Source organism: Stenotrophomonas sp. RIT-551 (genome assembly GCF_026241915.1).
In the GTDB taxonomy this organism is placed as follows: domain Bacteria; phylum Pseudomonadota; class Gammaproteobacteria; order Xanthomonadales; family Xanthomonadaceae; genus Stenotrophomonas; species Stenotrophomonas bentonitica_A.
Window position 1 is genome coordinate 158,309 of sequence record NZ_JAPJIU010000004.1, and the last position, 18,790, is coordinate 177,098.

23 protein-coding genes are annotated in these 18,790 nt (G+C 66.9%); 6 read left to right on the forward strand and 17 right to left on the reverse strand.

All coding sequences use genetic code 11. The features are described from left to right. Positions 1-64: 64 nt before the first annotated feature. Both upp and ORK51_RS06945 read left to right on the forward strand, forming a co-directional pair. Complete coding sequence (upp, locus tag ORK51_RS06940) at positions 65-700, forward strand: uracil phosphoribosyltransferase (protein WP_019183235.1); 636 nt, start codon at positions 65-67, stop codon at positions 698-700. 108 nt (positions 701-808) lie between these two features. Next, positions 809-1,093, forward strand: coding sequence for a PsiF family protein (locus ORK51_RS06945; RefSeq protein ID WP_266084614.1), 285 nt, complete (start codon positions 809-811; stop codon positions 1,091-1,093). A 139-nt stretch (positions 1,094-1,232) separates the two neighbouring features. On the opposite strand, the gene ORK51_RS06950 is transcribed toward ORK51_RS06945, so the two are convergent. From ORK51_RS06950 to rsmD, 6 genes are all read right to left on the reverse strand, one after another. Beyond that, positions 1,233-2,120, reverse strand: coding sequence for an MBL fold metallo-hydrolase (locus ORK51_RS06950; protein WP_019183237.1), 888 nt, complete (start codon positions 2,118-2,120; stop codon positions 1,233-1,235). Positions 2,121-2,216: 96 nt separating this feature from the next. After that, entirely contained in the window at positions 2,217-3,953 is a 1,737-nt protein-coding gene (gene ggt / locus ORK51_RS06955; RefSeq protein ID WP_266084615.1) for a gamma-glutamyltransferase, read from the reverse strand. After that, positions 3,950-4,234 (reverse strand): YfhL family 4Fe-4S dicluster ferredoxin, encoded by a 285-nt coding sequence (locus tag ORK51_RS06960; RefSeq protein WP_070427136.1) that lies wholly within the window; start codon positions 4,232-4,234, stop codon positions 3,950-3,952. The genes ggt and ORK51_RS06960 overlap by 4 nt, the downstream gene beginning before the upstream one ends. A 125-nt stretch (positions 4,235-4,359) precedes the next feature. After that, on the reverse strand, positions 4,360-4,851 hold the full coding sequence (locus ORK51_RS06965; protein ID WP_070427135.1) for a hypothetical protein: 492 nt from the start codon (positions 4,849-4,851) through the stop codon (positions 4,360-4,362). Between the two features lie 47 nt (positions 4,852-4,898). Next, on the reverse strand, positions 4,899-5,408 hold the full coding sequence (gene coaD, locus ORK51_RS06970) for a pantetheine-phosphate adenylyltransferase (RefSeq protein ID WP_019183241.1): 510 nt from the start codon (positions 5,406-5,408) through the stop codon (positions 4,899-4,901). A 7-nt stretch (positions 5,409-5,415) separates the two neighbouring features. Further along, a complete protein-coding gene (gene rsmD, locus ORK51_RS06975; RefSeq protein WP_266084616.1) occupies positions 5,416-6,018 on the reverse strand; it encodes a 16S rRNA (guanine(966)-N(2))-methyltransferase RsmD in 603 nt (200 codons plus the stop codon). Between the two features lie 327 nt (positions 6,019-6,345). Here rsmD and htpG point away from each other — a divergent pair, with 327 nt between their 5' ends. Then, entirely contained in the window at positions 6,346-8,244 is a 1,899-nt protein-coding gene (gene htpG / locus ORK51_RS06980) for a molecular chaperone HtpG (protein WP_266084617.1), read from the forward strand. 91 nt (positions 8,245-8,335) lie between these two features. On the opposite strand, the gene ORK51_RS06985 is transcribed toward htpG, so the two are convergent. Beyond that, a complete protein-coding gene (locus ORK51_RS06985; RefSeq protein ID WP_266084618.1) occupies positions 8,336-8,632 on the reverse strand; it encodes a hypothetical protein in 297 nt (98 codons plus the stop codon). A 167-nt stretch (positions 8,633-8,799) separates the two neighbouring features. Here ORK51_RS06985 and ftsY point away from each other — a divergent pair, with 167 nt between their 5' ends. The 3 genes from ftsY to ORK51_RS07000 are packed head-to-tail and all read left to right on the forward strand — an operon-like array spanning position 8,800 to position 11,780. Beyond that, positions 8,800-10,317, forward strand: coding sequence for a signal recognition particle-docking protein FtsY (gene ftsY, locus ORK51_RS06990; RefSeq protein ID WP_266084619.1), 1,518 nt, complete (start codon positions 8,800-8,802; stop codon positions 10,315-10,317). 49 nt (positions 10,318-10,366) lie between these two features. Next, positions 10,367-11,506 carry an A/G-specific adenine glycosylase gene (gene mutY / locus ORK51_RS06995; RefSeq protein ID WP_266084620.1) on the forward strand — a complete coding sequence of 380 codons (1,140 nt, stop codon included), beginning with the start codon at positions 10,367-10,369 and terminating at the stop codon, positions 11,504-11,506. A 4-nt stretch (positions 11,507-11,510) separates the two neighbouring features. Further along, on the forward strand, positions 11,511-11,780 hold the full coding sequence (locus ORK51_RS07000) for an oxidative damage protection protein (protein WP_019183247.1): 270 nt from the start codon (positions 11,511-11,513) through the stop codon (positions 11,778-11,780). A 134-nt stretch (positions 11,781-11,914) separates the two neighbouring features. Here ORK51_RS07000 and ORK51_RS07005 read toward each other — a convergent pair whose 3' ends face one another. The 10 genes from ORK51_RS07005 to sdhC form a co-directional block, all read right to left on the reverse strand. Continuing rightward, positions 11,915-12,379 carry a DUF6491 family protein gene (locus ORK51_RS07005; RefSeq protein ID WP_266084621.1) on the reverse strand — a complete coding sequence of 155 codons (465 nt, stop codon included), beginning with the start codon at positions 12,377-12,379 and terminating at the stop codon, positions 11,915-11,917. Between the two features lie 105 nt (positions 12,380-12,484). Then, positions 12,485-13,198 (reverse strand): lipoprotein-releasing ABC transporter ATP-binding protein LolD, encoded by a 714-nt coding sequence (gene lolD, locus ORK51_RS07010; RefSeq protein ID WP_019183249.1) that lies wholly within the window; start codon positions 13,196-13,198, stop codon positions 12,485-12,487. Then, on the reverse strand, positions 13,191-14,432 hold the full coding sequence (locus tag ORK51_RS07015; protein ID WP_019183250.1) for a lipoprotein-releasing ABC transporter permease subunit: 1,242 nt from the start codon (positions 14,430-14,432) through the stop codon (positions 13,191-13,193). The genes lolD and ORK51_RS07015 overlap by 8 nt, the downstream gene beginning before the upstream one ends. A 23-nt stretch (positions 14,433-14,455) precedes the next feature. Continuing rightward, positions 14,456-14,905, reverse strand: coding sequence for a hypothetical protein (locus ORK51_RS07020; protein WP_266084622.1), 450 nt, complete (start codon positions 14,903-14,905; stop codon positions 14,456-14,458). Continuing rightward, positions 14,856-15,104 carry an FAD assembly factor SdhE gene (locus tag ORK51_RS07025; protein ID WP_019183252.1) on the reverse strand — a complete coding sequence of 83 codons (249 nt, stop codon included), beginning with the start codon at positions 15,102-15,104 and terminating at the stop codon, positions 14,856-14,858. The genes ORK51_RS07020 and ORK51_RS07025 overlap by 50 nt, the downstream gene beginning before the upstream one ends. A gap of 105 nt (positions 15,105-15,209) precedes the next feature. Continuing rightward, on the reverse strand, positions 15,210-15,995 hold the full coding sequence (locus ORK51_RS07030; RefSeq protein ID WP_019183253.1) for a succinate dehydrogenase iron-sulfur subunit: 786 nt from the start codon (positions 15,993-15,995) through the stop codon (positions 15,210-15,212). A gap of 16 nt (positions 15,996-16,011) precedes the next feature. Beyond that, the gene (locus ORK51_RS07035) at positions 16,012-16,146 is read right to left on the reverse strand and encodes a hypothetical protein (RefSeq protein WP_266084623.1); all 135 of its coding nucleotides are present in this window, start codon (positions 16,144-16,146) and stop codon (positions 16,012-16,014) included. 12 nt (positions 16,147-16,158) lie between these two features. Further along, a complete protein-coding gene (gene sdhA, locus ORK51_RS07040) occupies positions 16,159-17,949 on the reverse strand; it encodes a succinate dehydrogenase flavoprotein subunit (protein WP_019183254.1) in 1,791 nt (596 codons plus the stop codon). A 31-nt stretch (positions 17,950-17,980) separates the two neighbouring features. Further along, positions 17,981-18,367 carry a succinate dehydrogenase, hydrophobic membrane anchor protein gene (gene sdhD, locus ORK51_RS07045; protein WP_019183255.1) on the reverse strand — a complete coding sequence of 129 codons (387 nt, stop codon included), beginning with the start codon at positions 18,365-18,367 and terminating at the stop codon, positions 17,981-17,983. Beyond that, positions 18,364-18,756 carry a succinate dehydrogenase, cytochrome b556 subunit gene (gene sdhC, locus ORK51_RS07050; protein WP_019183256.1) on the reverse strand — a complete coding sequence of 131 codons (393 nt, stop codon included), beginning with the start codon at positions 18,754-18,756 and terminating at the stop codon, positions 18,364-18,366. Before sdhC ends, sdhD begins: the two co-directional genes overlap by 4 nt. Positions 18,757-18,790: the final 34 nt, after the last annotated feature.

The window sequence follows — 18,790 nt, forward strand, 5'->3', positions numbered from 1 at the left end:
CGGCTTTTGGCTTCGGTTGGGCGTTGCGGCACACTAGTGACCTCTCCTCTCCCCTGATTCCCCCATGAAAATCGTCGAAGTGCGCCATCCGCTGGTGCAGCACAAGATCGGCCTGATGCGCGATGCGTCCCTGAGCACCAAGGACTTCCGCGAGCTGGCCAATGAACTCGGTGGGCTGCTGGCCTATGAGGCCACCGCCGACCTGGATACCGAAGCCCACACCATGGCCGGCTGGGCCGGCCCGGTCACGGTGCAGCGCATTGCCGGGGCCAAGATCACCGTGGTGCCGATCCTGCGCGCCGGCCTGGGCATGCTCAGTGGCGTGCTCTCGCTGATCCCCGCCGCGCGGGTGAGCGTGGTCGGCCTGCAGCGCGATGAGGAAACCCTGCAGCCGGTGCCCTACTTCGAGCGCCTGACCGGCCGCCTGGAAGAGCGCGATGCGCTGATCCTGGACCCGATGCTGGCCACCGGCGGCACCCTGATCGCCACCATCGACATGCTCAAACGCGCTGGCGCCCGCCGCATCAAGGGCATCTTCCTGGTCGCCGCGCCGGAAGGCATCGCCGCCGTGCAGGCCGTGCACCCGGACGTGGAGATCTTCACCGCCGCCATCGATGCCCAGCTCAACGAGAAGGGCTACATCCTGCCGGGCCTGGGCGATGCCGGCGACCGCATCTTCGGGACCCGCGTGGTCGGTTGATCCGCTCGTTCTGACCGGCGGCCAGCACCGGCCGCCGGTGCTTCACACGGCCTGGCCATGGCCAGGCAGAAGCTGCGCGCACCATCAACCCGTGCCTGGAGCTGCGTCATGAAGACCCTGTCCCTGCTGGCCTGCCTGCTGTTTCTGGGTGGCCCTGTGATCGCCAGCGCGGCGACCCCGCAGCAACAACGGATGGTCGATTGCTCGGCCAAGAACAAAGGCAAGACCGGCGAGGACTACAAGACTGCGCAGAAGGCCTGCCTGAGCGCTCCGGCGCCGGCGGCAAGCACGCCGCAGGAGCGCATGAAGACCTGCAACGCCGATGCGGCCGCGAAGAAGCTGGCCGGCGATGCGCGCAAGACGTTCATGAGCGGGTGTTTGAAGGCGCATTGACGCGTTGAGCGGGTAATGCCCGCGGCCGTGGGTGCCGTGCCGACCAACGGTCGGCACCTACCGGTGTGCTTGCTCAGACGTTACTGCAGGGGGCCGCGCGGTGACACCGGCCCATGCGCGGCCGGATGTACCGCAGGCGTTACGCGAGCGCGCGGGCCTTCAGTTCGCCCTGTTCGTGCACGGTGCCGAAGCGGCCCTTCTCATCGCGTGACACCTGCGCCAGCGCGCACTGCGGGTCGTGGGTGAAAAACAGATGGACGTTGCGGGCCAGTTTGTCTTCCAGGAAGCTGCGTTTCTCGTCGATCAGCAGTTCGGCGTTACGGTCGTAGCCCATGGTGATCGGTACGTGCACCCACGAGCGGCCGGGAATCAGGTCCGCACAGAACACCACCCCACCCCGCGCCTGGCCATCCACGCTTTCGGGGCCGATGATCTCGGCCAGCATCAGGCCCGGCGTGTGCCCGTCACTGAAACTGAAACGCACGCTGTCGCCCAGCGTCCTGGAGTGCGGGCCGTCGACGATTTCCAGCCGACCGCTTGCCTGCAGCAGGCCAGGCAGTTCGGGGATGAAGCTGGCACGGTCGCGCGGGTGCGGATGCAGCGCGCGCGCCCAGTGCTCGGCGCCGACCAGGAAGGTCGCGTTCGGGAACAGCAGTTCGGGCGTGCGCCCTTCGCTCCACGGCGCCAGCAGGCCACCGGCATGATCGAAATGCAGATGGCTCAGCACCACCACGTCGATATCCTCGTGCTCGAAACCGGCCTCACGCAGGGATTCGATCAGCACATGGCCGGGTTCCTGCACGCCGTAGCGGTCACGCAGCTTCGGTTCGAAGAAGGCCCCGATACCGGTTTCGAACAGCACGGTCTTGCCCGCCAGCGGGCTGGCAAGCAGTGCACGGCAGGCCAGTTCGATCCGGTTGAGATCGTCCGGTGCCGCCCACTTTTCCCACACCGCGCGCGGGGCGTTGCCGAACATCGCACCGCCGTCGAGTTTCTGGGTGTTACCGCGGATGGACCATAGTTTCATTCGCAAATTATCGTCGCGTGCCCGTTAAATATTTGCTAGCCATCGCCCATGAAAAAACCCCGCCACTGGGACGGGGTTTCTCGTTTCTGCGGTCAATCAGTGCGCCTGGCTGACCGCGGCGCTGCCGACCGGATTGCGCGGGTCGCTGCCGCCGCTGAGCACGTTGCTGCGACGGTCCCATTCCACGGTCTGCAGGTTGCCCCAGACGTGGCTGGAACCGCGGCCGCCAGCTGCGGTATCGCCGGGCAGGTCGATCTTGTGGCCCATCGCCTGCAGCTGCTTGATGGTGCCCACATCGAAGGTGCCGTCCTCGGCCTCGATCAGGTCCGGCAGCCACTGGTGGTGATAGCGCGGCAGCGCGGCGACCTGCTGGGCGGTCAGGCCGTCGTCGTACCCCAGGATGCCCAGCAGCACCATGGTGATGATGCGGCTGCCACCGGGCGTGCCGAGCACCACGACCTTGTCGGCGGACTCCATGAAGGTCGGGGTCATCGAGCTGAGCATGCGCTTGCCCGGCTTGGGCGCATTGGCCGCATAGCCCATCACGCCGAAGGCGTTCGGCGTGCCCGGCTTCAGCGCGAAATCGTCCATTTCGTTGTTGAGCAGCACGCCGGTGCCGGACGGAATCAGGCCCGAGCCGTACAGCAGGTTCACGGTCTGGGTCGCGCCGACGCGGTTGCCTTCGCGGTCGATGATCGAGAAATGGGTGGTCTCGTCATCTTCCAGCGGGGTCGGGTTGCCCGACAGCAGATCGCTGGGGGTGGCCTTGTCCGGGTGGATGGTGGCACGCAGGCCCTGCGCGTAATCCTTGCTGGTCAGCACCTTCTGCGGGATGTCCACGAAATCCGGATCGCCCAGGAAGAAGGTACGGTCGCGGTAGGCGCGGCGCATGGCTTCCACCACCAGATGGGTGCGGTGCGCCGGATCCATCGATTTCAGGTCCCAGCCTTCCAGGATCTGCAGCATGGCGGCCAACGCGATGCCGCCGGACGACGGCGGCGAAGCGGTGGTGATGGTCCAGTCGCGGTACTTGAAGGCGATCGGCTCGCGCAGCTTGACCCGGTAGCCGGCCAGTTCCTCGGCGGTCCAGTGTCCGCCGGCCTGCTTCACGCCCTTGAGCAGCAGCTTGCCGGTCTCGCCCCGGTAGAAGCCATCGAAGCCCTGGTCGGCCAGGCGCTCCATGGTCCTGGCCAGTTCCGGCTGACGGAACAGGTCGCCCTCGGCGATCGGCTTGCCGTTGCGCTCGTAGACCTCGCGCGTGCCGGGGTAGCGCTGCATCACCTCACGCCGGGACTGATAGCCCTTGGACATGCGCGCGTACACCGGGAAGCCATCGCGCGCGATGCGCATCGCCGGCTCCAGCGAGGTCTTCAGCGGCAGCTTGCCGTGCCTGGAGGACAGTTCCACCAGCGCGGCCGGCAGGCCCGGGATACCGGCCGACCAGGCGCCGTTGACCGAACGGTCGCGGTCCAGGTCACCCTTCTTGTCGAGAAACGCCTCGGGCGTGGCGGACTGTGGCGCGGTTTCGCGCGCGTCCAGCATCACGTCCTTGCCGGTGGCCGCATCGTGCAGCAGGAAGAATCCACCGCCGCCGAGGCCCGAGCTGATCGGCTCGACCACCGCCAGCGTGGCAGACACGGCCACGGCGGCGTCGAACGCGTTGCCGCCCTTGGCCAGGATCTCCATGCCCGCTTCCGTGGCCAGGTGATGGCCACTGGCGACGGCGGCGCCGTCAGGGTGTTTGGCCAGAACCCCCGGTGCGGATTCCGCGGCCCAGGCACTCGGGGCCACCAGCAGGACGAGCAGCAACCAACGACGCGACAGCGTTCTCATTTGGGCAGAAACTCCGTGACATACAATTCGGGATGATCGCGCTGCAGCCCGTGCAGCTTGGCCAGCAGGGCGTCCTGGGTTTCCGGAATGTCCGGATCGGGATCGATGCATTCGACCGGGCAGACGACCACGCACTGGGGTTCGTCGAAATGCCCCACGCACTCGGTGCAGCGGGCCGGATCGATCACGTAGATGGTTTCACCCATCGAAATGGCCTGATTGGGACAGGCCGGCTCACAGACGTCGCAATTGACGCAGAGCTCATTGATTTTCAGCGACATGGCGTTACTCCACGCCCGCGCCGGCGGATGAGAACCGGCCCACGCGGGCGCGCGGGCCGGTCATCGGTGACGCCCCTGCGGGCGCCACCCGGGCCGCGCACAAGGCACGGCCGCCACTGCACGGGTTACTTGGCTTCGACGAAGATGTACTCGGCGCCGGTCGGCTGGATGATCGACTGGACGCGGGCGTTGTCGGCGGCCTTGCCGATGAACACCACGCGCACACCCTTCATCGAGTCCGGCGAGACGTCCTTGAACACGGCCTGGATCATGTCGGCCATCTTGGCCGAGGCCGAGGAACCGAAGGCCAGCATGTTGCCCGGCTGCACGCCACGGGCGACGGCCTGGGTGGCGCTTTCGACCTGACGCTCATACTTGGCGGCGAATTCCGGATCCGATTCCGGCGAGAGGTAGTACAGGTACGGGCTGTTGCTGATGTTGCCCATGTTCTGCACGGCCACGGCCTGCAGGTACTTCTTCCAGCCGGCATCGTCATCGGCAGCCGGGGCGACCAGCGCCTGCTGGGCTTCGACGACCGGCGCGGCCTCTTCCTTCTTGCAGGCGGTGAAGGCCAGCGCGAACGACGCGATCAACATGGCACGCATGGTGTTGTTCATGGAATTCCTCCCTTGGTGATTCTTGGTATGTATGGGTCTGACAGGTACTACGCTTGGCCCGACTTCGCTTCACGGACCTTGCGCAGTGCCTCAAGCACGGCGGACGGCACGAAGCCGGACACGTCGCCGCCCAGGCGGGCGATCTCGCGGACCAGCGAAGACGAAATGAAGCTGTGTTGCTCGGCCGGGGTCAGGAACAGCGTCTCGACCTCCGGGATCAGATGGCGGTTCATGCTCGCCATCTGGAATTCGTACTCGAAATCGGAGACCGCGCGCAGCCCGCGCAGCAGCACCCCGCCCTGCACCGAGCGCACGAAATGCGCCAGCAGGGTATCGAAACCACGCACTTCCACGTTGCGGTTGTGGCCCAGCGCATCACGGGCCAGCTGGACGCGCAGCTCCAACGGCAGCGTCGGTCCCTTGGACGGGCTCTGCGCCACGCCCACCACCACCTTCTCGAACAGGGGGGCAGCGCGGTTCACCAGATCGATGTGACCGTTGGTGATCGGATCGAAGGTGCCCGGGTAGACAGCAATGCGGCGGTTGGCCACGGTCATACGTCAGCTACGCGTGTTGGTCTGGTGAAAGTGTAGCAGTGGCGCGGCGATACAGGGCAAAACGGACCTCCCGGGTGCCCCCCTCGCGGTGCAGCAGCCACGGCGCCGGCATCTTCGGCGCCTGATCGGCCGGGGACTCCACGTACACCCAGGCATCAGGCGCCAGATGCGGGGGCAGTCCCGCCATCACGGCCTCCCAGAGCCCATCGGCAAACGGCGGATCAATGAACGCGATGTCCGCCAGCGCCCCGGCCGGCTGCCGCAGCCACTGCAGCGCATCGGCCTGCACCACGGCGATCTGGTCCTGCGCCCCCAGCTTGGCGACCGACTCGCGCAGCTGCCGGGACAATGCGGCATCGCGCTCCACCAGCGTGGCCTGCGCCGCCCCGCGCGAGACCGCTTCCAGCCCCAGCGCTCCGCTGCCGGCGAACAGATCCAGCACCCGCGCCCCGCCCAGGCGCGGCATCAGCCAGTTGAACAGCGTCTCGCGCACCCGGTCACTGCTGGGCCGCAGCCCCGGCGACAACGGCACCGGCAGCTTCGTGCTGCGCCATTTGCCCCCGATGATCCGCACCTGGCCCACGGCGGCTGCCGGCTGGCGCGGCTTCATGCGGGGCTCCGGGGGCAGATGGAAGCGGGATGGGCGAACGGGCGGGAGAGAGTCATGGGCACAGATGGCAGGAGTTCAGGACAATATTCTAGGCGGTCCGGTCGCTGTCTCTGCCAGGCATCCCGATGCTGGCATGAAATGCAGCCACGCATGGCGTGGCTCTACCTGTCGCACGCCCGATCCACCTTGTAGAGGCAGGCACCGCGCTCCTGCTTGCGATTCGGCCCCGGGTGCTGCCGACGCTCTTGAATTCGGGACAATCCACCCCTACCCCTTGAGCCAGCCGCCGCGCCGGGCGCGGCAATGTCCCAAGGAGCAACACGACCCATGACCGTGCAGACCCAAAAAGAAACCCTGGGCTTCCAGACCGAAGTCAAACAGCTGCTGCAGCTGATGATCCACTCGCTGTACTCCAACAAGGAAATCTTCCTTCGCGAGCTCATCTCCAACGCGGCCGATGCCTCGGACAAACTGCGCTTCGAAGCGCTGACCCAGCCGGCCCTGCTCGAGAACGACGGCGAACTGCGCATCCGCGTCAGCTTCGACGCCACCGCCAACACCCTGACCATCGACGACAACGGCATCGGCATGAGCCGTGACGAAGCGATCGCCCACCTGGGCACCATCGCCAAGTCCGGTACCGGCGACTTCCTGCGTCAGCTCTCCGGCGACCAGAAGAAGGATTCGCAGCTGATCGGCCAGTTCGGCGTCGGCTTCTACAGCGCCTTCATCGTCGCCGACCAGGTGGACGTCTACTCCCGCCGTGCCGGCCTGCCCGCCAGCGAGGGCGTGCACTGGTCCTCGCGCGGCGAAGGCGAGTTCGACGTGGAAAGCATCGACAAGCCCGAGCGCGGCACCCGCATCGTGCTGCACCTCAAGGATGACCAGCGCGACTTCGCCGATGGCTGGCGCCTGCGCGGCATCATCAAAAAGTACTCCGATCACATCGGCCTGCCGATCCAGATGGCCAAGGAACACCACGGCGAAGATGCCCCGGCCGAGGTCGAGTGGGAAACCGTCAACCGTGCCAGCGCGCTGTGGACCCGCCCGCGCACCGAGATCACCGACGCCGAGTACCAGGAGTTCTACAAGCACGCCGCGCATGACCACCAGGATCCGCTGGCGTGGAGCCACAACAAGGTTGAAGGCAAGCTGGAGTACACCTCGCTGCTGTACGTGCCCGGCCATGCGCCGTTCGATCTGTACCACCGTGACGCGCCCAAGGGCCTGAAGCTGTACGTGCAGCGTGTGTTCGTGATGGACCAGGCCGAGCAGTTCCTGCCGCTGTACCTGCGTTTCATCAAGGGCGTGGTGGATTCCAACGATCTGTCGTTGAACGTTTCCCGCGAGATCCTGCAGTCCGGCCCGGTCATCGATTCGATGAAGTCGGCGCTGACCAAGCGTTCGCTGGACATGCTGGAGAAACTGGCCAAGGACAAGCCGGAGGTCTATGCGGGCTTCTGGAAGCAGTTCGGCCAGGTGCTCAAGGAAGGCCCGGCCGAGGACTACGGCAACCGCGAGAAGATCGCCGGCCTGCTGCGCTTCGCCTCCACCCATGACGACAGCGGCGAGCCCAGCGTCTCGCTGGCCGATTACGTGGGCCGCATGATCGAAGGCCAGGACAAGATCTACTTCCTGACCGGCGACAGCCATACCCAGGTCAAGGACAGCCCGCACCTGGAAGTGTTCCGCAAGAAGGGCGTGGAGGTGTTGCTGCTTACCGACCGCATCGACGAATGGTTGATGGGGTACCTGACCGAGTTCGACGGCAAGTCGTTCGTCGATGTCGCGCGTGGCGATCTGGACCTGGGCGCCCTGGAAAGCGCCGAAGACAAGCAGGCCCAGGAAGCCGTCGCCAAGGACAAGCAGGCGCTGGTGGACCGCATCAAGTCCGCCTTGGGCGATGACGTGGCCGACGTGCGCGTCTCGCACCGCCTGACCGACTCCCCGGCAATCCTGGCGATCGGCGAACAGGACCTGGGCCTGCAGATGCGCCAGATCCTGGAAGCCAGCGGCCAGAAGGTGCCCGACAGCAAGCCGGTGTTCGAGTTCAACCCCGGCCACCCGCTGATCGGCAAGCTGGACCAGGAAGGCGATGCCGCGCGCTTCGATGACCTGAGCCGCGTGCTGTTCGACCAGGCCGCGCTGGCCGCGGGCGACACGCTGAAGGACCCGGCGGCGTATGTGCGCCGGCTCAACAAGCTGTTGCTGGAGCTGTCGGCGTAAGTCGCTCTGCGGGTGGGTGCCGGCCAAGGGTCGGCACCTGCCGGCGTTGATGATGCGTGGCGCCGGACCGTGGCCGGCGTGCGCAATCGAGTCAGGCCCAGCGGTCGAGCAAGGTGCCCAGCATCTGGTCCTGGCGGCGGAACACGCTCGCGTTGGCGGCGAACGCCAGCGCGGCTTCTCTGGCCGTGAGCAGGTCCGCAATCGGCGCATTGGCATCGTCGGGCGCGGTGATCACGGTGGCAGTGACGCCGCCGCGTGCCGCTGCAGTCTGCGCGACGCCCAGGCGGGTCGCATCCGTGACCGGCAACCGCGCCACGTTGGACGCGGCGGTCTGTACCCCGAGCGAGGCGGCACGCGTGCCGGCACTGGCAATGGACATCACGCTCATCGGTCACCGTTTTCTGCTGTTCCGGCCGCGCCGGCATGGCGCAGCCCTTCACAACCGGTAACGGCCGCATCGGCCATTACTTGAGTCCCGCCCCACCGCACCTGCACGCCCATGGGCCTTCGGGGCGCAGTGGTAGCATACCCCTCTGATTTCAGCGTCTTTTGCCAATGCTCAGCTTCTTCCGTCGCAAAAAGCCCCAGGACGCCCCGCAAGAGGCGGCCAAAACCCAGCATTACTCCACCGAGGAGCTGGCAGCCGCGTTCCCGCAGGCCAATCCCCAGCCTGCAGAACCGCCGGCGCCTGCGCCGCTGCCGCCCGCAGCGGAAGCCCCGGTGCCTGCCGTCGCGCCGACTGCCCCCGCAGAGCGCGTGATCGCGCCGACCCCGGCGGTTCCCGCCCCGGCAGTTCCGACGCCGGCAGTTGCGACCCCGGTCGTGCCCGCCCCCGTTGTACCTGCGCCCGTGGTCGCACCGCCTGCCGCCCCGCCGCCGGTCGCGCCGGCACCTGTAGTGACCGCACCGGTTGTCCCGACTCCGGCTGCTCCTGCACCTGTCGTCGCGGCGCCGGCTCCAGCAGCTCCCGTGGAGAACCGCGCGGCACCAGCCGCACCGAGCCCGGCACCGGCCACCCCGGTGAGCGCGCCTGCGCCAGCGGTCGTCGCGCCGCCGGTCGCCGCTCCGGCAGCCCCGGCAGCTCTGACTTCCCCGGCTGCCCCGATCATCCTGACCGAGCGCCCGTCCTCCCAGGACATCGCCCCCGCCGCGGCCGGCAAGAGCGGCTGGCGCGAGCGACTGCGCAACAGCGTGATCGCCCGCAGCTTCGGCGGCCTGTTCTCGCGCAATCCCAAGCTCGATGATGACCTGCTCGATGAGCTGGAAACTGCGCTGATCACCGCCGATGTCGGCGTCGGTGCGACCACCGCGCTGGTGGAAGGCCTGCGCAAGCGCATGAAGGCGCGCGAGTTCGCCGATGCCAATGCGCTGCTCACCGCGCTGCGCGCCGAGCTGATCGCCATCCTGCAGCCGGTCGCCAAGCCGCTGGTGATCGACCGCACCGCCAAGCCGTTCGTGGTGCTCACCGTCGGCGTCAACGGCGTCGGCAAGACCACCACCATCGGCAAGCTGGCCAAGCGCTTCAAGGACGACGGCCACAGCCTGATGCTGGCCGCCGGCGATACCTTCCGTGCCGCCGCTGTCGCGCAGCTGCAGGCCTGGGGCGAGCGCAACGGCGTGGCCGTGGTCGCCCAGGGCCAGAATGCCGACGCGGCCTCGGTCGCCTTCGATGCGCTGCAGGCCGGCAAGGCGCGCGGCACCGAAGTGCTGATCGCCGATACCGCCGGCCGCCTGCATACCCAGGCTGGCCTGATGAACGAGCTCGGCAAGATCCGCCGCGTGCTCGGCAAGATCGATGCCGATGCGCCGCATGAAGTGCTGATGGTCATCGATGGCACCACCGGGCAGAACGCGCTCTCGCAGCTGCGTCAGTTCCATGCCGCGGTCAACGTGACCGGGCTGGTGGTGACCAAGCTGGATGGCACCGCCAAGGGCGGCGTGGTGTTCGCGCTGGCCCGCGAGTTCGGCATTCCGATCCGCTTCTGCGGCATCGGCGAGCGCCCGGAAGACCTGCGCGTGTTCGATCCGGAGGCCTTTGTCGACGCCTTGCTGCCGGAAGCGTTGGGGGCCTAAGCCGATGCAGCCACGCATGGCGTGGCTCCCGTCCTTCTCCGGAATCTGCATGACCCGCCAGCCACCCGCCAGCGCCGTATTGCCTGCCGACGATGTGTTCGTTTCCCGGCTGCTGCACTGGTTCGATGACCATGGCCGGCACGACCTGCCCTGGCAGCACCCGCGCTCGCCGTACCGGGTGTGGCTGTCGGAGATCATGCTGCAGCAGACCCAGGTCAGCACGGTCATCCCGTACTTCCTGAAGTTCCTGGACGTGTTCCCGACCCTGCCCGACCTGGCCGCAGCCAGCAATGACGCGGTGATGGCGCAGTGGGCGGGGCTGGGCTACTACGCCCGTGCACGCAACCTGCATGCCGCCGCGCAGCGCTGCGTCGAACTGCATGGCGGCGAGCTGCCGCGTGATTTCGATGCCCTGCATGCGCTGCCGGGCATCGGCCGCAGCACCGCCGGCGCAATTCTCAGCCAGGCCTGGAATGATCGGTTCGCGATCCTGGATGGCAACGTCAAACGCGTGTTGACCCGCTATCACGGCATCGAGGGCTTCCCCGGCCTGCCGGCGATCGAGAAGCAACTGTGGGCGGTCGCCGAGGCGCACGCGGCGCAGGTACCCGCGACCCGCATGGTCGATTACACCCAGGCGCAGATGGACCTGGGCGCCAGCGTCTGCAGCCGCAGCAGGCCTGCCTGCGTGATCTGTCCGCTGCAGGCGACCTGCGTCGCACGGCGCGAAGGCCGTACCGATCAGCTGCCGACACCGAAGCCGGGCAAGACCCTGCCCGAACGCGAGGCGGTGGCGCTGCTGCTGCGCGATGCGCGCGGCCGCGTGCTGCTGCAGAAGCGGCCGGACACCGGCATCTGGGCGCAGCTGTGGACCCTGCCCCAGGCTGACAGCGGCATCGCCCTGCAGGACTGGTTCGATGCGCATATCGAGGGCTCGCTGGACGATGCCGAGCCGCTGCCGGTGCTGGAGCACACCTTCAGCCACTACCGGCTGCATCTGCAGATACTGGTGGCAACGGTTCAGGGCTCGCGCGGCGAGGATGCCGGCGTACGCTGGGTCGCTGCCGAAGCGCTGGCCACGCTGGGCCTGCCCGCACCGATCCGCAAGCTGCTCCAGACCGGTGCACCGCCCGCTCAGCCCAAGCGCCGTACAATGCGGCGCGCAGCAACATCCCAAGACAACGAGTAACGCTATGCCCCGCACCGTTTTCTGCCAGTACGAACAACGCGACGCCGAAGGCCTGGACTTCGTGCCCTACCCCGGCGAGCTGGGCCAGCGCATCTTCAACCACATCGGCAAGCCGGCCTGGGCCGCGTGGCTGGCGCACCAGACCATGCTGATCAACGAGAACCGGCTGTCGCCGCGCGATCCCAAGCACCGTGCGTTCCTGGAAGAGGAACTGGTGAAATATCTCTTCAGCGGTGGCGCGGAGAAGCCGGCCGGGTTCGTTCCGGAGGCGTGACCGGGTCTGATACCGACCAACGGTCGGTATCTACCGCGAGGATGGGACCGCGACGTTGTCGGCGGCCGCGAGGTTATCCCGGTCGCGAGCTCGCGGTGTATCCTCCATAGGCCTTGTCCGGCCAGCGGCCGGCACTACCGGGTCGGCGCCTGCTGGCCTTCTTCGCGCTCCTGCAGCTGCGCCTGCCGCAGCTCCTGCTCGGAGGCGCGCAGCGCCTTGGTATCGAGCTTGCGGATGCTGCTGATGAAGCACGGCATGTTCATCGGCCCCGGCGTGGGGTCGTGCACCAGCACCTTGTCGAAGCGGGCCGACACGCGGCCGACCCGGCTGGTCAGGCCGATCGCCGGGGCGTAGTCCAGCCCCTGGCATGGCCCGGCCAGTTCCAGCAGATAGCCTTCGCTTGGGCGCGGCCACACCGCCAGCGCGCTCTCGCCCAGTTCGGTCCAGCCGGACAACGACCCGTACAACGGCATGTCCTGCTGCGGCGGACCGGCGTGCGCGCGGTACAGATCAAGCTTCTGCGCGGTGGACAGGCGGCCGGTACTGGCGCACGCGGCCAGCCCAAGGCACAGGGCCGCGATGGCAAGGGTCTGCTTCATGACGCCTCCTGCTGGGGAATGTGCGCCGATCATGCGCCGCCCGGCGTGGTCCCGGCGAGAGGAACCCGCCGGGTGTTCAGCGCTCAGGCAGGCAGCGCTGCCTGCTCAGACCTCGCTGTGGGCCAGGCTGTGCAGCCGCCCTTCGCGCAGTTCCAGCACGCGGTCCAGCTTGCGTGCCAGCGAGCGGTCGTGGGTCACCAGCACCAGGCTGGTGTGGTGCGCGCGGTTGAGCTCGAGCATCAGCTCGAACACGGTCGCGGCGGTCTTGTCGTCCAGGTTGCCGGTGGGCTCGTCGCCGAGCACGCAGGCCGGGCGGTTGACCAGGGCGCGGGCCACGGCGGCACGCTGGCGCTCACCGCCGGAGAGCTCGCCCGGCTTGTGGTCCACCCGGTGCCCCAGGCCGACCGATTCCAGCAACGCCTGCGCGCGGTTGCGCGCGTCAGCCACTTCTTCGCCCCCAAGCAGCACCGGCATCATCACGTTTTCCAGCGCGGTGAATTCGGGCAGCAGGTGATGGAACTGGTAGACGAAGCCGAGGGCGCGGTTGCGCAGGCGGCCACGCTGGCTGTCGGACAGACCGGACATGCGCTGGCCAGCCACATAGACCTCGCCCGCCGTCGGCGTATCCAGGCCGCCCAGCAGGTGCAGCAGGGTGCTCTTGCCGGCGCCGGAGGCACCGATGATGGCCACGGTCTCGCCGGCGGCCACGCGCAGGTCCAGCCCGTTGAACACCGGGGTCTGCATGCGGCCTTCGGCATAGGTCTTGGCCAGCGCTTCGGCGCGGATGACTTCCTGGCCCAGGGTGAGTGCTTCATTCATAACGCAGGGCCTCCGCCGGCTGGGTACGTGCCGCGCGCCAGGCGGGATACAGGGTGGCAAGGAAGCTCATGACCAGCGCCACGGCGGTGATCATGATGATGTCCGGGGTCTGCATGTCGGTCGGCAGGCCGGTGATGTAGTACACGTCCTCCGGCAGCAGCTTGACGTTGAACAGCGTCTCGATCGCGCCGAGGATGCGCTCCAGGTTCAAGGTCAGGGTAATGCCACCGATCACGCCCAGCACGGTGCCGAAGATGCCGATCAGCGAGCCCTGCACCATGAACACCTGCATCACCCCGCCCGGGGTCAGACCCAGGGTCCGCAGGATCGCGATGTCGGCCTGCTTGTCGGTGACCAGCATCACCTGCGAGGAGACCAGGTTGAACGCGCCCATGGCGATGATCAGCGAGAGCAGGATGCCCATCACCACCTTCTCCATGCGCAGCGAGTGGTAGAGGTTGGCGTTCTGCTGGGTCCAGTCACTGACGCGGTAGGCACCGGTCAGGTTGTGGGCCAGATCGACGCCGACGTCCAGCGCCTTGTCCATGTCGTGCAGCTTCAGGCGCACACCGGTGACGCCATCGATGCGCAGCACCTTTTCCAGATCGGCCATGTTGGCGTAGGCCACGCCGCGGTCGACCTCGTTGTAACCGGCCTCGAAGATGCCGCTCACGGTGAAGCGCTTCATGCGCGGGATCGCGCCGATGGGCGTGCCCTGCACTTCCGCCAGGGTCACCAGCACCGTATCGCCCACGCCGACGCCGAGGTAGATCGCCAGTTCCTGGCCCACCAGCAGGTTGTAGCTGCCTGCGGTCAGGCTGTCGAAGCTGCCCTTCTTGACCTTCTGGTTGATGACCGAGACGTTCGGCTCCAGCGCCGGGTCGATGCCCTGCACGATGGCGCCCTGCACACGGGGGCCGCTGAGCATGGCCTGGATTTCGATGTACGGCGCCGCGCCGGCGACACGCGGGTCCTTTTTCGCCACATCCACCGCATGCGCCCAATCGGCCATCGGGGCGCCGTCGGTGGTGATGGTGGTATGCGCGGTCATCTGCAGCAGCCGGTCGCGGATTTCCTTCTGGAAACCGCTCATGACCGCCAGCGTGGTGATCAGCACGGTCACGCCCAGCGCGATGCCGAGGATCGAGGCCATGGAGATGAAGGAGATGAAGCCGTTGCGGCGTTTGGCGCGCAGGTAGCGCAGGCCAATCGAGACAGGTATGGGTTTGAACATGCAGGTACGCCGGACAATTCAGGCTATGGTGCCACTGCAGGGGGTGAACGGGAAATGCAGTGTGCCCGGACGGCTAGTCGCAGTTCACGTGCCTGCGCCGCCGGAAGGGTATCGGGCCAGAACAGGCGCCAGTGGCGACGCCCTTCATACCGCCAGCGCAGCTGCAGCAGCGGGCCACGGCGACGCATCTGCAGGTCCTCGACCGCCTCGCCATCCACCTGGGCCGGTTCATCATCCAGGGGGATCAGGAAGGCGCAGCCCGGGCCGCGCGCATACCGCCACGCCTCCAGCCACGTGCCCACCATCGCCACCAGGCCCAAGGCCAGGCCCCACGGCGCCGGAAGCTCGGTGGCCCACAGGGCCCAGGGCATCAGCGCGCCCATGGCGATCAGCGCGCGGCACTGCCAGCGCGAGGGGTGCCACTCAAGCTGGCAGGGCGCGAATCCTGGCGATGAGGGCAGCGGGCGCGGCATGCGGGCATTCTTCGTAACCCATGAACCAGCGCCACAACTTATCGTCTTCGCTTTCCAGCAGGAACAGGAAAACCTCGCGCTCGTCTGTCGGTGCCTGCAGCCAGCAGCGGTCCAGGTAACGGCCGAACAGCTGGTCCAGCTCGCGCATGCCGCGGCGGCAGCGCCAGCGCAGTTTTTTCAGTTCGGTTGCTTCATCCATTTTCTGCGTTTCCAGATAAGGCAAAGCCACGCATGGCGTGGCTCTACCGGTTCGATCCTTTTCTGAGACGCCACGCATGGCGTGGCGCTACCGGGCACGTCTGGATCAGGCGCGACGCGCCATCATCAGCTTCTTGATCTCGGCAATGGCCAGCGCCGGGTTCAGGCCCTTCGGACAGGTCCGCGAGCAGTTCATGATGGTGTGGCAGCGGTACAGCTTGAACGGGTCTTCCAGCTCGTCCAGGCGCGCACCGGTGTCTTCATCGCGCGAGTCGACGATCCAGCGGTAGGCCTGCAGCAGGATGGCCGGGCCCAGGTAACGTTCGCCGTTCCACCAGTAGCTCGGGCAGCTGGTCGAACAGCACGCGCACAGGATGCACTCGTACAGGCCGTCCAGCTTCTTGCGGTCTTCCGGCGACTGCAGGCGCTCGCGATCCGGCGGCGGCGGGGTCTGGGTGCGGATCCACGGCTTGATCGAGGCGTACTGCGCGTAGAAGTGGGTCAGGTCCGGCACCAGATCCTTGACCACGCTCATGTGCGGCAGCGGGTAGATCGGCACTTCGGCCTTGCCGCAGTCGGCGATGGCGCGGGTGCAAGCCAGCGTGTTGGTGCCGTCGATGTTCATCGCGCACGAACCGCAGATGCCCTCACGGCACGAACGACGGAAGGTCAGGGTCGGATCGATCTCGTTCTTGATCTTGATTAGCGCGTCCAGGACCATCGGGCCGCAGGCGTCCAGATCGATCTCGTACGTATCGGTGCGCGGGTTGCTGTCGTCGTCGGGACTCCAGCGGTAGATCTTGAAGGTGCGGGTGTTCTTCGCACCGCTCTTGGCGGGGAAGTGCTTGCCCTTTCCGATCTTGGAATTCTTGGGGAGGGAAAACTCGGCCATGGCTGTTCTCGTTGGCTCAGGCGGCTCGCGCTGCGGTGCAGGCGCGGGTAGCACGGAAGATGAGGAAGTCGACACCACCGGCCAGCGGCGCACGCGCCACCCCACCCTTGCGGGAGACGGCGGTCGCGGGCGCTGCGTGGACGGAGGTCATGCCGCAGGTCTCTTAGTAAACGCGCGGCTTGGGCGGGACGACGTCCACGTCCTTGCTCAGCGTGTACATGTGGACCGGGCGGTAGTCGAACTCGCACTTGCCGTTCTCGTCGACGTTGACCAGCGTGTGCTTCTGCCAGTTGACGTCGTCGCGGTCCGGGAAGTCCTCATGCGCATGCGCGCCGCGGCTTTCCTTGCGCTGTTCGGCCGAGTTGATCGTCGCCACCGCGTTGAGCAGCAGGTTGTTCAGCTCGTAGGTTTCGATCAGGTCCGAGTTCCACACCAGCGAACGGTCGGAGACCTTGACGTCCTGGAAGGAGTCGAAGATCTCGGCCATCTTGGCGCAGCCCTCTTCCAGCGTCTTGCTGGTCCGGAACACCGCCGCGTCGTTCTGCATGGTGCGCTGCATGCGATCGCGGATGACCGAGGTCGGGGTGTCGCCGTTGGCGTAGCGCAGCTTGTCCAGCAGGCCCAGCGCCTTGTCGCACGCATCGGACGGCAGGGTCTTGTGCGGCGCGCCGGACTTGATGGTCTCGGCACAGCGGTTGGCCACCGCACGGCCGAACACGACCAGATCCAGCAGCGAGTTGGAGCCCAGGCGGTTGGCACCGTGCACCGACACGCAGGCCGCTTCGCCGATGGCGTACAGGCCCGGCACGACCGCATCGGGGTTGTCGCCGACCTTGCGCACGACTTCGCCGTGGTAGTTGGTCGGGATGCCACCCATGTTGTAGTGCACGGTCGGGATGACCGGGATCGGCTGCTTGTGCACGTCCACGCCGGCGAAGATGCGGGCGCTTTCAGCGATGCCCGGCAGCTTGTCGTCGATGACGCCCGGGCCGAGGTGGGTCAGGTCGAGCAGGATGTGATCCTTGTGCTCGCCGACGCCGCGGCCTTCGCGGATCTCGATGGTCATCGAACGCGACACCACGTCGCGCGAGGCCAGATCCTTGTAGTGCGGTGCATAGCGCTCCATGAAGCGCTCGCCGTTGCTGTTGCGCAGGATGCCGCCTTCGCCGCGCACGCCTTCGGTGATCAGGCAGCCCGCGCCGTAGATACCGGTCGGGTGGAACTGCACGAACTCCATGTCCTGCATCGGCAGGCCGGCACGCATGACCAGACCGCCGCCGTCGCCGGTGCAGGTGTGGGCCGAGGTGGCGCTGAAGTAGGCGCGGCCGTAGCCGCCGGTGGCCAGCACCACGCCGTGGGCGCGGAACAGGTGCAGCGAGCCGTCGGCCATGTCCAGCGCGAGCACGCCGCGGCAGACGCCTTCGTCATCGAAGATCAGGTCGAGCGCGAAATACTCGATCATGAAGCGCGCGTTGTGCGCCAGCGACTGCTGGTACAGCGTGTGCAGCATGGCGTGGCCGGTACGGTCGGCCGCGGCGCAGGTGCGCTGCGCGGACGGACCTTCGCCGTACTTGGTGGTCATGCCACCGAACGGGCGCTGGTAGATCTTGCCTTCTTCGGTACGGCTGAACGGCACACCGTAGTGTTCCAGTTCGATGATGGCCGGAATCGCTTCGCGGCACATGTACTCGATGGCGTCCTGGTCACCCAGCCAATCCGAGCCCTTGATGGTGTCGAAGAAGTGGTAGCGCCAGTCGTCTTCGCCCATGTTGCCCAGCGCGGCGGAAATACCGCCCTGCGCGGCCACGGTGTGCGAACGGGTCGGGAAGACCTTGGTCAGGCAGACCGTCTGCAGGCCCTTGGCGGCAAGGCCGAACGTGGCGCGCAGGCCAGCACCGCCGGCGCCGACCACGACCATGTCGTACTTGTGTTCCGTAATCTTGTAAGCGGACATCTAATCTGGATTCCTGTCTTGGTGCCTGGACTCAGGCGACGCCGAGCGCGATGCGGGCGACCGCAAAAACACTGACGATCCCGCCGAGCACGGCGATGAACTTCACCGTGGTCTGCAGCGCCAGGGCCAGCAGCGAATTGTGGATGTAGTCTTCCAGCACGACCTGCAGGCCGAGCTGGGCATGCCAGAACATCGCGACCAGGAAGCCGACCAGCAGCACCGCGTTCCACGGCTTGGACACCGCGTCGGTGGCGGTCACGTAATCGGCGCCGATCAGGCTCAGCACGAACACCAGGAACCAGATGGTCAGGCCGACCAGCGCGGTGGCGGTCAGGCGCTGCATCACGAAGTGCTCGGTACCGGTCTTGGCAGCGCCAAGGCCACGCACGTTCTTCAGCGGGGTACGGTACTTGTTCATGCGGCCGCTCCCATGAAGACGTAGGCCCAGACCAGGGCGGTGATCACCAGGCTGGCGAAGACCGAGACCCAGCTGCTGCGCACGAAGGCGGGAATGGAGAAGCCGATCGCGAAGTCCTGCACGATATGGCGGATGCCATTGCACAGGTGGTAGGCGAAGGACCAGGTCCATGCGAACAGGAACAGCTTGCCGTACCAGCTGCCGGCATGGCCGGTGAAGCAGTTCCAGGATTCAGGACCCATCATCAGGGCGAGCAGGCCGCCGGCAATGATCAGGGCTCCAACAGACAGAAAGATGCCGGTGGCTCGATGCAGGATCGAGGTGGCCATCTGAATCTGCCAGCGATACACCTGAAGGTGCGGGGAAAGGGGACGTTCTCTGGCGGCCATTCGCTGGGCTCGTTGTCTCGGCTGGGCGGCGCAA

Bases quoted from the DNA above. Each gene is read 5' to 3' on its own strand.
- upp (WP_019183235.1), top strand. From the start codon at position 65: ATGAAAATCGTCGAAGTGCGCCATCCGCTGGTGCAGCACAAGATCGGC.
- ORK51_RS06945 (WP_266084614.1), top strand. From the start codon at position 809: ATGAAGACCCTGTCCCTGCTGGCCTGCCTGCTGTTTCTGGGTGGCCCT.
- ORK51_RS06950 (WP_019183237.1), bottom strand. From the start codon at position 2,120: ATGAAACTATGGTCCATCCGCGGTAACACCCAGAAACTCGACGGCGGT.
- ggt (WP_266084615.1), bottom strand. From the start codon at position 3,953: ATGAGAACGCTGTCGCGTCGTTGGTTGCTGCTCGTCCTGCTGGTGGCC.
- ORK51_RS06960 (WP_070427136.1), bottom strand. From the start codon at position 4,234: ATGTCGCTGAAAATCAATGAGCTCTGCGTCAATTGCGACGTCTGTGAG.
- ORK51_RS06965 (WP_070427135.1), bottom strand. From the start codon at position 4,851: ATGAACAACACCATGCGTGCCATGTTGATCGCGTCGTTCGCGCTGGCC.
- coaD (WP_019183241.1), bottom strand. From the start codon at position 5,408: ATGACCGTGGCCAACCGCCGCATTGCTGTCTACCCGGGCACCTTCGAT.
- rsmD (WP_266084616.1), bottom strand. From the start codon at position 6,018: ATGAAGCCGCGCCAGCCGGCAGCCGCCGTGGGCCAGGTGCGGATCATC.
- htpG (WP_266084617.1), top strand. From the start codon at position 6,346: ATGACCGTGCAGACCCAAAAAGAAACCCTGGGCTTCCAGACCGAAGTC.
- ORK51_RS06985 (WP_266084618.1), bottom strand. From the start codon at position 8,632: ATGAGCGTGATGTCCATTGCCAGTGCCGGCACGCGTGCCGCCTCGCTC.
- ftsY (WP_266084619.1), top strand. From the start codon at position 8,800: ATGCTCAGCTTCTTCCGTCGCAAAAAGCCCCAGGACGCCCCGCAAGAG.
- mutY (WP_266084620.1), top strand. From the start codon at position 10,367: ATGACCCGCCAGCCACCCGCCAGCGCCGTATTGCCTGCCGACGATGTG.
- ORK51_RS07000 (WP_019183247.1), top strand. From the start codon at position 11,511: ATGCCCCGCACCGTTTTCTGCCAGTACGAACAACGCGACGCCGAAGGC.
- ORK51_RS07005 (WP_266084621.1), bottom strand. From the start codon at position 12,379: ATGAAGCAGACCCTTGCCATCGCGGCCCTGTGCCTTGGGCTGGCCGCG.
- lolD (WP_019183249.1), bottom strand. From the start codon at position 13,198: ATGAATGAAGCACTCACCCTGGGCCAGGAAGTCATCCGCGCCGAAGCG.
- ORK51_RS07015 (WP_019183250.1), bottom strand. From the start codon at position 14,432: ATGTTCAAACCCATACCTGTCTCGATTGGCCTGCGCTACCTGCGCGCC.
- ORK51_RS07020 (WP_266084622.1), bottom strand. From the start codon at position 14,905: ATGCCGCGCCCGCTGCCCTCATCGCCAGGATTCGCGCCCTGCCAGCTT.
- ORK51_RS07025 (WP_019183252.1), bottom strand. From the start codon at position 15,104: ATGGATGAAGCAACCGAACTGAAAAAACTGCGCTGGCGCTGCCGCCGC.
- ORK51_RS07030 (WP_019183253.1), bottom strand. From the start codon at position 15,995: ATGGCCGAGTTTTCCCTCCCCAAGAATTCCAAGATCGGAAAGGGCAAG.
- ORK51_RS07035 (WP_266084623.1), bottom strand. From the start codon at position 16,146: ATGACCTCCGTCCACGCAGCGCCCGCGACCGCCGTCTCCCGCAAGGGT.
- sdhA (WP_019183254.1), bottom strand. From the start codon at position 17,949: ATGTCCGCTTACAAGATTACGGAACACAAGTACGACATGGTCGTGGTC.
- sdhD (WP_019183255.1), bottom strand. From the start codon at position 18,367: ATGAACAAGTACCGTACCCCGCTGAAGAACGTGCGTGGCCTTGGCGCT.
- sdhC (WP_019183256.1), bottom strand. From the start codon at position 18,756: ATGGCCGCCAGAGAACGTCCCCTTTCCCCGCACCTTCAGGTGTATCGC.